The organism is Bradyrhizobium sp., from assembly GCF_049512235.1.
GTDB lineage: Bacteria > Pseudomonadota > Alphaproteobacteria > Rhizobiales > Xanthobacteraceae > Bradyrhizobium.
This window is the reverse complement of the sequence record NZ_JBEKXH010000236.1, coordinates 1-10,133: the sequence shown is the minus strand read 5'-3', so window position 1 is coordinate 10,133 and position 10,133 is coordinate 1. Positions and strand designations below refer to the sequence as shown.

The 10,133-nt window shown below is 62.1% G+C and carries 11 protein-coding genes; 8 read left to right on the top strand and 3 right to left on the bottom strand.

Translation table 11 applies throughout. The features are described 5' to 3' along the window. Nucleotides 1–295 (top strand): hypothetical protein (locus ABSG20_RS20815; RefSeq protein ID WP_423866396.1); only part of this gene is annotated, 295 nt, incomplete at its 5' end. A 41-nt stretch (nt 296–336) separates the two neighbouring features. Here the strand turns inward: ABSG20_RS20815 and ABSG20_RS20810 are convergent. Together ABSG20_RS20810 and ABSG20_RS20805 are read right to left on the bottom strand one after the other, a co-directional pair. Continuing rightward, a complete protein-coding gene (locus ABSG20_RS20810) occupies nt 337–1,155 on the bottom strand; it encodes an aldo/keto reductase (protein ID WP_423866395.1) in 819 nt (272 codons plus the stop codon). A gap of 320 nt (nt 1,156–1,475) precedes the next feature. After that, on the bottom strand, nt 1,476–1,901 hold the full coding sequence (locus tag ABSG20_RS20805) for a hypothetical protein (RefSeq protein WP_423866394.1): 426 nt from the start codon (nt 1,899–1,901) through the stop codon (nt 1,476–1,478). Nucleotides 1,902–2,192: 291 nt separating this feature from the next. Here ABSG20_RS20805 and ABSG20_RS20800 point away from each other — a divergent pair, with 291 nt between their 5' ends. From ABSG20_RS20800 to ABSG20_RS20770, 7 genes are all read left to right on the top strand, one after another. After that, nucleotides 2,193–2,513, top strand: a complete 321-nt coding sequence (locus ABSG20_RS20800; RefSeq protein ID WP_423866393.1) for a helix-turn-helix domain-containing protein — start codon at nt 2,193–2,195, stop codon at nt 2,511–2,513. Then, nucleotides 2,510–4,528: a hydrogenase 4 subunit B gene (hyfB, locus tag ABSG20_RS20795; protein WP_423866392.1), complete on the top strand. Its 2,019-nt coding sequence runs from the start codon at nt 2,510–2,512 to the stop codon at nt 4,526–4,528. Before ABSG20_RS20800 ends, hyfB begins: the two co-directional genes overlap by 4 nt. Next, nucleotides 4,519–5,475, top strand: a complete 957-nt coding sequence (locus ABSG20_RS20790; protein WP_423866391.1) for a respiratory chain complex I subunit 1 family protein — start codon at nt 4,519–4,521, stop codon at nt 5,473–5,475. Before hyfB ends, ABSG20_RS20790 begins: the two co-directional genes overlap by 10 nt. Beyond that, the gene (locus ABSG20_RS20785) at nt 5,475–6,143 is read left to right on the top strand and encodes a hydrogenase-4 component E (protein WP_423866390.1); all 669 of its coding nucleotides are present in this window, start codon (nt 5,475–5,477) and stop codon (nt 6,141–6,143) included. Before ABSG20_RS20790 ends, ABSG20_RS20785 begins: the two co-directional genes overlap by 1 nt. Continuing rightward, nucleotides 6,140–7,591: a hydrogenase 4 subunit F gene (locus ABSG20_RS20780; protein WP_423866389.1), complete on the top strand. Its 1,452-nt coding sequence runs from the start codon at nt 6,140–6,142 to the stop codon at nt 7,589–7,591. The genes ABSG20_RS20785 and ABSG20_RS20780 overlap by 4 nt, the downstream gene beginning before the upstream one ends. Before the next feature lie 16 nt (nt 7,592–7,607). Continuing rightward, the gene (locus tag ABSG20_RS20775) at nt 7,608–9,119 is read left to right on the top strand and encodes a hydrogenase large subunit (RefSeq protein ID WP_423866388.1); all 1,512 of its coding nucleotides are present in this window, start codon (nt 7,608–7,610) and stop codon (nt 9,117–9,119) included. Between the two features lie 163 nt (nt 9,120–9,282). Beyond that, entirely contained in the window at nt 9,283–9,816 is a 534-nt protein-coding gene (locus ABSG20_RS20770) for an NADH-quinone oxidoreductase subunit B family protein (protein ID WP_423866387.1), read from the top strand. A gap of 64 nt (nt 9,817–9,880) precedes the next feature. Here ABSG20_RS20770 and ABSG20_RS20765 read toward each other — a convergent pair whose 3' ends face one another. Next, on the bottom strand, nt 9,881–10,132 hold the full coding sequence (locus ABSG20_RS20765) for a helix-turn-helix domain-containing protein (protein WP_423866386.1): 252 nt from the start codon (nt 10,130–10,132) through the stop codon (nt 9,881–9,883). Nucleotide 10,133 lies beyond the last annotated feature (1 nt).

Below are 10,133 nucleotides of genomic sequence, written 5' to 3'. Positions count from 1 at the left end.
TTCTGAACAGTCGTTCAGAATTCTCTCCCGAGTCCAGGGGAACGTTCCCGTCGGGGCGATGTTTTATCCTCGTTCAACCGAGGAGGACAATATGAATAAGATTGGATACGTTATCGCAGCGCTTGGCGCGATCGCCATCGCCGCACCGTCGATCGCTAACGCTGAAACCGTGGTCATCAACCACCGCAATCACGATCGCTTCAACGCACGGGCTGAAATGCATCGCGATCATGGCTGGCGCGACCATCACGACAGGAAGGTCGTCATCATCAAGCATCGCCATCACGACTACTGAGGCGCGACACAAAATGGCCCCGCGAGGGGCCATTTCCTTTCTTAGTCCCACGCCGGCGCGAAGCCGGGATTAACGCAGCGCCGATCTTTCGGCAGCCCTGCGATGGCCTTGATGTCCTCATCGTCGAGCCCGACATTCAGCGCATCGAGGTTCGCCTTCTGGCTCTCGCGGCGCGCCGCCTTCGGAATAGCCGCAACGCCTTCCTGATCGAGCAGCCACTTCAGCGCCACCTGGGCGGCGCTGGCGCCGTGCTTGCGGCCGATCGCCATCAGCGTCTGGTCGGAGGCTGTCCGGCCCTGCGCCAGCGGACAATAGGCCACTAAGGGAATCGATCTTGCCGCCAGATATCTGCGCAGTGGCGTCTGGTCGAGCATCACATGATATTCGACCTGGTTGCAGGCGATCGGCGCCTTGATCTCTTCAACGACAATGTTCAAGAGCGCCACGTTGAAATTGGCTACGCCGATGGCGCGGGTACGGCCCTCATCTTCCAGCTTCACGAGCGTTTCGAAAATGGCCGGCAAATCCATGTCTTTCGCCGGCCAGTGTACCAGGTAAAGATCGACATGATCCAGTCTGAGCTTCTTCAGGCTGGCATCGAACGCGCGGCGGATCGCGTCCGGCGCCAGATTTTCGTGCCACACCTTCGTGGTGACGTGCAGATCGGAGCGTTCGATGCCAGCTTCGGCGATGGCGGCGCCGATCGCCTCTTCGTTGCCGTACATTTCCGCGGTGTCGATGTGCCGGTAACCCAGCGCCAGCGCGCTTTCGACCGCCGCTCGGCAGACATCGCCGTGCATGCGAAAAGTGCCGAGCCCGAGCCGCGGCAGGCTGATGCCCCGGGTCTGCAGATGTTCCATGATCGCTCCTTAAGCTTCAAACCGCCGGAATCAGCAACCCGGCAATGCCCGCGACAACGGTGCTTCGGTTGTGTGATAGCCTGCCCGCAACACAGGCGCCAAATCAAGATTCAGTTGGGACAAACGTGGCCAAGGCATTCCGACGATGGCTGGAAGCCTATGAATCATCGCGATCGTTACCGGCGTGGATCGGCACGCTTCCCAGTGCTGTCGCTGGTGCTGGGCGGCCACCTGATCCTGACGCGCTGAGCCGTCTTGCAAACGCTGCAAACTGGTGCGCCAGACGAGAAACCTTCCGCGCCGTTACGGCGAAAGGCCCTTCAATTGGCCTGACGCTTCCAGTTGCAGATGCCGCCGGACTTGCAGGGCCAGACCTGAATCCGCGCATCGAACGCCTCGGCGTCGAGCGGATTGTTGTGACGTCGCGCCAGCCGGGCGCGAACGGCACCGCGCCGCCGCTCCGCGTGTCTTTCCGCAACTCGGGTCTTGGGAATGACGATGCTTGACGTGTTTTTCGGTTCCAGACGCGCCCGCGACGGCGCACTGTCGCGATCGGCTTTTGTCTCCACCGAAACCGGCGCGAATGTCGTCGGCGGCCCGAGCGGCTTCGGCGACAGCGCCGCCCTGGAAAGGTCCATGCCCAGGAATTCGTCGGGACGATATTGGTCGGCGCGCGACAGCCCGCTGCATAGCACGAGCGTCGCGAAGACAATGCCGGTGCCGGTCAGAACCCGTTTCAAGACCATTTCTTGGCCTCCGAAATACTTATCACAACTTGAGCTACTCAATATTTAGGAGAGCCCCCCGCGCAACGCCAGTGGATGTTGCGGTAAAGGTTACCAGACTGGGTCCGCGTTGCAGAACTCCGCCACCCGGGGGTCCGCACGAGCCGAACCGCCACAGCGGGCAAACCCTAACCGAGGAAGACCTTAGAATTGATGTGTAATATATCACTAATTGACACTTTAGCATCATTCCTTACTATACAACGATACAACGATGATGTTTGATATTGGCTGGGATCTCGAGACGGGCCCATGATCACGGCAGCGCAGTTACTGGCTGCAAGGGTACTGCTCGGGATCGATCAGCGCCGGTTGGCGCACCTGTCGGGCCTTTCCGCGCCCACCATTGCGCGCATGGAAGCCAGCGAAACGATGGTCCGCGGCACTGTCTGCTCGCTGGTCAAGCTGATCGACGCCCCCGACGCTGCCGGGATCGAGATGATCGACGAAGGCGCCGTCAGCCATTCGCTGGGGCGAGGCGTAAGGCTGAAATTCATTTCAGGTTCGGCTAAGACCCTTGCGGGCGCTCGATCGGAACACAAGGCTTCAGGCCGTACCAGGACGCGCACATGATTGCCGCGGTGGTTTTGCAAATGTCTTGTGTCGCGGGATGGCTGGCGATCGCCGTTCTCGCGATAATTCCAGGTCGTTCGAAAGGCTCCACCACGCTGGTCTACGCTGCCACTCTGGCCGTTTGCGCGGTCGCCTTGTTCGGATCCATGGGCTGGCTGATGGGGGAGCGAGCGAACGCCTCAGAGCTGACCTTGCCGCTCGGATTACCCTGGCTTGGGGCCCATTTCCGCCTCGACGCCATGGCTTCGTTTTTCCTCGTGGTGGTCAATCTCGGAGGCGCGGCCGCAAGTCTCTACGGTCTCGGCTACGGCCACCACGAGCCGTCGCCGCAGCGCGTGCTGCCCTTTTTTCCCGCGTTTTTGGCCGGCATGAATCTCGTGGTGCTGGCGGACGACGCTTTTTCCTTTTTGCTATGCTGGGAATTCATGTCGCTTGCCTCCTGGGCGTTGGTCATGGCGCATCATCGCGAAGCCGGCACCGCGAAGGCAGGCTACATCTACCTTGTGATGGCGAGCTTCGGCACGCTGGCATTGCTGCTGGCTTTCGGTCTATTGGCGGGACCGGCGGGAGATTACGGATTCATTGCCATACGCGCGGCTCCGCACACGCCCCACGAGGCCATGCTGGTATTGATCCTGGTCTTGATCGGGGCCGGTTCCAAGGCCGGCCTGGTCCCCTTGCACGTCTGGCTGCCGCTCGCCCATCCCGCGGCGCCCAGCCACGTCTCGGCACTGATGAGCGGGGTCATGACCAAGGTCGCAATCTACGGCTTCATCCGCGTCGTGTTCGATCTGCTGGGACAACCGACATGGCCGGCAAGCGTGCTTGTGCTTTTCCTCGGCGGCCTGACCGCCGTCATGGGAATCCTTTACGCCATGATGGAAACAGACCTCAAGCGCCTGTTGGCCTACAGCACGATCGAGAACGTCGGGGTCATCTTCGCCGGCCTCGGCCTTGCCATGGCTTTTCAGGCCGAGGGGTTGAAACTGGCGGCTGCGCTCGCGCTCACCGCCGCGCTGTTTCATGTACTCAACCACTCGTTCTTCAAGAGCCTGCTGTTTTTCGGGGCGGGCGCCGTTCTGACCGCGACGGACGCGCGTGACGTGGACCGATTGGGCGGTCTTATCCATCGGATGCCGTTCACCAGTTTCGCCGTTCTGGTCGGCTGCGTCGCTATCTCGGCACTGCCGCCGTTCAACGGCTTCGTGTCGGAATGGCTTATTTTCCAGGCCGTGCTGCAGAGTCCCGAGTTACCGCAATGGGCGCTGAAAATAATGGTGCCCGCGGTCGGCGTGATGCTGGCGCTGGCGGCGGCATTAGCGGCGGCCTGCTTCGTCAAGGCTTTCGGCGTGGCCTTTCTCGGACGACCGCGCAGCGCCGCAGCGGAGGCCGCATCTGAAGTCGACCGCACCTCGCTGGCCGCGATGTTCATTCTTGCTGCACTTTGCCTGCTGGCCGGAATCCTGCCGGGATGGGTCATCGACACGCTCGCGCCGGTGACGACCGAGATGCTCGGCGGCCGTATGCCGATCCAGGCCAACGAAGCCTGGCTTTCCATTGCGCCGATCGCCGATAGCCGCAGTTCGTATAACGGATTACTGGTGATGGTGTTCATCACGATATCCGCTTCCCTCGCGGTCTTTTTCATCCATCGCTTCGCCTCGCATGCCCTGCGGCGGGCGCCGGCCTGGGGCTGCGGTTTTTCCGATCCCACTCCTGCCGCCCAGTATTCGGGGGAAAGCTTCGCCCAGCCGATCCGCAGGGTTTTCGGCACGCTCATGTTCCATGCCCGTGATCATGTCACGATGCCGGCCCCCGGAGATACCAGGCCGGCGCGGCTCAGAATCGAACTGCATGATCTGATCTGGGAGGGGATGTATCAACCGATCGCAGCCGCGGTGCAGCGGTCTACCGAGCGGCTCAATTATCTGCAGTTCCTGACCATCCGGCAATACCTCAGTCTGGTTTTTGCCACCCTCGTCACGCTGCTTCTGGTGCTCGCGATATGGTCGTGATCGCAGATATCCTGGTGCAGGGCGCGCAGATGCTGCTGGTGCTGTTGCTCGCCCCGCTGCTGACCGGCTTCGTGCGCAAGGTCAAGGCCCAGCTCACGCGCCGCAGGGGCGCTTCGGTGTTCCAGCCCTATCGCGATCTGTTGCGGCTGCTCCGCAAGGAAGTGGTGCTGGCCGACAACGCGTCTTGGCTGTTTCGCGTCACGCCCTACGTGACCTTTGCCACGATCTGGGTGGCCGCGGCGCTGGTGCCAACCTTCGCGACCGGCCTATTGTTCAACTGGACGGCGGATCTGATCGCCATCGTTGCGCTGCTTGGAAGTGCGCGGTTCTTTCTGGCGCTCGCCGGGATGGATGTCGGCACCAGCTTCGGCGGCATCGGCTCCAGCCGCGAAGTCATGATCGCCGCGCTGGCGGAGCCGGCGATGCTGCTGATCGTGTTTTGCATGGCGCTGGTAGCCGGCTCGACCCAGCTTTCGACCGTCGCCAATTTCATGGCTTCGTCCTATGTCGGATTGCGGGTATCGCTGGGAATGGCAGTGGTCGCGCTGGTCATGGTGGCGCTGGCGGAGAACGCGCGCATCCCGGTCGACAATCCCGCCACGCATCTGGAACTCACCATGGTGCATGAGGCGATGGTGCTGGAATATTCGGGGCGCCATCTGGCGATGATCGAGTTCGGCGCTTTTCTCAAGCTGTTGCTTTATATCTCGCTGATCGCCTGCGTGTTCGTTCCCTGGCGGATCGCAGTGTTCGGCACCGGCCCGCTGGCCTATGCCGTCGGCGCCGGCGCCTACGTCGCCAAGCTCGCGGTTGCCGGCTTCCTGCTGGCGCTGTTCGAGACTGCCACCGCGAAAATGCGGGTTTTCCGCGTTCCGCAATTTCTCGGTGCGGCGCTGATGCTCGGCCTGCTCGGGACGCTGCTATTGTTCGTGTCGAGGAGTTTCTGATGCAGTTGCACAGCCTCTCCTTCGACATCTCGCACACGCTCGCCGGCGGGCTCGTCCTGATCAGCTTCCTGATGCTGTACCAGGATCGGCTTTATTCGCTGCTCAATGTCTTTACGCTGCATGCCCTGGTACTCGCCCTTTCGGTGGCCTGGCAGGCGCTGATCCAGAACGCGCCGCATCTTTATGTCACCGCAGCGATCGCGCTGGTGTTCAAGGCGATTGTCATTCCGGTGGCATTGCATCGCATCGTCAAGCAGCTCGGGATTCACCGCGACATCGAATCGGCGGTCGGGATCGGGCCGACCATGCTGGCCGGGATGGGGCTGGTCGCGCTCTCGATGGTGCTGATGCTGCGGGTCACTGCGGAGGCCGATCCGCTGGCGCGTGAGGATCTCGCCTTCGCCCTGTCCGTCGTGCTGCTCGGACTTCTGGTGATGGTGACGCGCCGCAACGCCGTCAGTCAGGTGGTTGGCTTCATGTCGCTCGAGAACGGACTGGTGCTGGCGGCGACCGGCGCCAAGGGCATGCCGTTGGTGGTCGAGATCAGCGTCGCCTTCTCGATCCTGATCGCGTTCATCGTCATCGGCATTTTCCTGTTCCGGATCCGCGAACGCTTCGATTCGGTCGACGTGTCCGCGCTCGACGATTTCCGGGGCGAGCAGCGATGACCGTGGCCTCCTTCGATCCGGTCGCGGCCGTGCTGCTCGTTCCGATCGGGTCCGCCGCCTTGCTGGCGATGCTGCCGGGCTACCGGCTGACTGCGCGGTTGAACGTCGTTGCCAGTCTTGCGACCTTTCTCTCGGCGCTCTCGCTGTTCCTGATGGATCGTCCGCAGCCGGGGCCGTACGTTCTGATCGACGATCTCAATATCGTCTTCATCGTGCTCAATACCTTCGTGGGTTTTTCCACCAGCATCTTCAGCGCGAGCTACATCGCCCACGAACTCGAAACCGGCCGGCTGACGCCGGCATACCTGCGTTTCTATCATGCCATGTACCAGACCATGATGTTCGGCATGAACCTCGCCTTCGTGTCGAACAATATCGGTCTGATGTGGGTCGCGGTGGAAATCGCTACGCTGACTACGGTGCTGATGGTCGGCATCTATCGTACCCATGCCGCGCTCGAAGCGGCATGGAAATATTTCATTCTCGGCAGTGTCGGAATAGCGCTCGCTTTGTTCGGCACGATCCTGGTCTACATGGCGGCGCGTCCGGTCGTCGGCGAAGGCCAGGACGCGATGGTCTGGACGCTCCTGGTCCAGCATGCGGGCGCCTTCGACCCTGCCCTGCTCAATGTCGCTTTCATTTTTCTGTTTCTCGGCTACGGGACCAAGGTCGGCCTGGCGCCGCTGCATGCCTGGCTGCCCGACGCCCATGCCGAGGGGCCGACGCCGATCTCGGCGGTGCTGTCGGGCCTGCTCTTGAATGTCGCGCTCTATGCGTTGCTGCGCTTCAAGATATTGCTGGCCGCCAATCCGGCGGCGATTGCGTCGGGCCCGCTGATGGTGACGATGGGCCTGATTTCGCTCGTGTTCGCCGCGTTCATGCTCTACCGCCGGCGCGACATCAAACGGCTGTTCGCCTACTCCTCGATCGAACATATGGGCATTATCGTATTCGCGTTCGGGATGGGCGGCCCGCTCGCCAATTTTGCCGGGCTGCTGCATATGGTGATGCACAGCCTGACCAAGTCGGCGATTTTCTACGCCGTCGGCCATATCTCGCAGATCAAGGGCACGCAGCGGATCGCCCGCATCAGGGGCTTGACGGTGAGCCATCCGGCGCTTGGCTGGGGCCTCGTTACGGGTGTCGTCGCGATCGGAGGCCTGCCGCCGCTTGGTATCTTCATGAGCGAATTTCTGGTGGTAAGCTCGACCTTTGCGCGGCAGCCCCTGCTCGCGATCGTGCTGGTGTTCGGACTGTTGCTGGCCTTTGGCGCGCTGCTGCTGCGCCTGACCGGCCTGGCATTCGGTGCCCCCCGCGGCAGCACCGCGGCAGCGGAAGCCTCTTATGTGCCGATGTTTGCCCATCTCGCACTGGTTCTGATCGCGGGCATCTATCTTCCCCCGCCGATTGTCGTCTGGTTCCAGCACGTGGCTCACCTCCTCGGATAGTCCAGGGATAACCAATATGCCCTCACCGATCGATCTCACACGTCACGACCGCAAGGTCTCTCACCACAGGCCGTGGCCGCGCGCCATGGTCGATGCTTCAGGCTGGAAATTGGCAGCAAGCGAACTGGCCGGGGGACGTTGGAACTTGCTCGACCTCTGGGGCGAACCCGCAACCGTACACATGGCGATCATGGATCAAGATACGGCTGATATCGTGACCGTCAGTCTGGATTGCCCCGATGGCAATTATCCTTCCGTCGGCCTGCACCACCCCCCGGCGCTTCGACTGGAGCGCGCGATCGGCGATCTCTACGGTCTGTCAGCGGAAGGCTTGCCCGATAGCCGTCCCTGGCTCGATCACGACCGTTGGGGGGTACGCGCCCCCCTGGGGGAGCCATGCAAGCCGTTGCCGAAGGCTGTGCCCTATCGCTTCCTGGCGGCGGAAGGCTGTGGCCTGCATCAGATCCCGGTGGGTCCCGTGCACGCGGGAATTATCGAGCCCGGGCATTTCCGGTTCACGGCCAGTGGGGAGACCGTGGTCCGGCTGGAGGCGCGGCTTGGCTACACCCATAAGGGTGTTGAAGGACTGATGATGGGCTTGAGCCTCGAGCGAGCAGCTGAACTCGCCGGTCGCGTGTCGGGCGACAGCACGGTTGCTTACGCTTGCGCGTTTTCACGGGCGACCGAAGCGGCGATCGAACTCGTGGTGCCCGATCGCGCGGTCTGGTTACGGGCCCTGCTGGCAGAACTGGAGCGGCTTGCCAACCATCTCGGCGACATCGGCGCCATCTGCAACGATGCCTCCTTCGCGCTGATGCATGCGCATTGCAGCGTGTTGCGGGAGAACGTGCTGCGTGCATCCCATCGCGCATTCGGTCATCGATTGCTGCGGGACATCGTCGTGCCCGGTGGCGTGAACCGCGACCTTGACCGTGACGGAATTGAAACCATCGAGGCGACGCTGCGGAATATCCGGCGGCGCTTTCCTGCCTTGGTCGAATTATACGACAACACCGCGTCGCTGCAGGATCGTACAGTCAGTACCGGCGTGCTCAGACCGGCACTGGCAAAACAATATTCCGCCGGTGGACCCATCGGCCGCGCCTCCGGCCGATCCTTCGACGCGCGCCGGACCCTTGCCTATCCGCCCTATGACCGCTTGCGCTTCGAGGTACCAATCCTCCACGAGGGTGATGTCAACGCACGCGTCTGGATCAGGGTGCGCGAGGTTGAAGCGTCGCTTGCCCTGATCGAACAGATATTGGGCGAGCTTCCCGCAGGCCCGCTACGCGGCAATCCCGCGCACCGGCAGGAGACGCAAGAGGGCGCGGCCATCGTCGAGGGCTTTCGTGGCGACATTCTGGTCTGGCTCCGCCTGCGCGAGGGCCAGGTGGAACGCTGCCGCCTGCGCGATCCATCGTGGTTTCAATGGCCGCTGCTCGAGGCTGTGATCGAGGACAATATCGTTGCGGATTTTCCGCTTTGCAACAAATCGTTCAACTGCTCCTATTCGGGCCACGATCTCTAGATCATGATCCGATTAGATCAATCGGATCATGATTCAATCTCTTTGATTGAGCATGATCTTAAGAGCAAACGCGTTCCGCGTTTGTGCGGGGGAAAACCGGTTCCCACCCAAGGGTCAAGCCTGAGGAATGCTTTTCCGGATCATGCTCTAAGGACGACACAGCATGCGCAGACATCTTCTTGAAAGCCTGTTTCGCCGGCCATTTACCGAGCAGGCGCCGTCGCCGGACGATGCCGCGGTAGCGGAACTCGCGCAAGCCGTCGGTCACGCTGCGCGACGGCGGCTCGGACGAAGTCTCTCGATCCGCGAGGTCGACGCCGGTTCCTGCAATGGGTGCGAGCTGGAAATTCACGCGCTCAACAACGCCTATTACGACGTCGAACGCTTCGGTCTGCGGTTCGTCGCCTCGCCGCGCCATGCCGATGTGCTGATGGTGACCGGTCCGGTGACAAAGAACATGCGCGAAGCGCTGGAGCGCACCTACGCCGCGGTTCCCGGTCCCAAGTGGGTGGTCGCGATCGGAGACTGCGCGCGGGATGGCGGATGTTTTGCCGGCAGCTACGCGGTCGTCGGCGGGGTTTCGGAAGTCGTCCCTGTCGATCTCCATATTCCCGGCTGTCCCCCTACGCCAACGGCGATGCTGCAAGGACTGCTCGCCCTGCTCGAACGCGTGGACGCCGGCGCCGGCACGTCTTGAAGCCCGGCCAGATGCTGCGGTCCTTGCAGAACGCCGCCATGGGCATGCAACACGTCACGGCAATTCATCGAGCCCGTTCCAGCGCCCGCGATGAAGACACTTTTGGCTGCCGCAACGGCTTCGCTTTTGGCTTTACGATGTTCTCTCTCAGCCGCACGCCGCGGCCACCGGTCGGACTGGCAACGCCGGGGTTGATCAGTTCGATCCCCGCGTTCTCGAGCGCGGCAACCAGCCTCATCAGAGAATCGACATTGCCGCGGACGACACCTTCACTGGCTTCCATCCGCTGGATCGTCGGCACGGATAGGTCCGCCAGC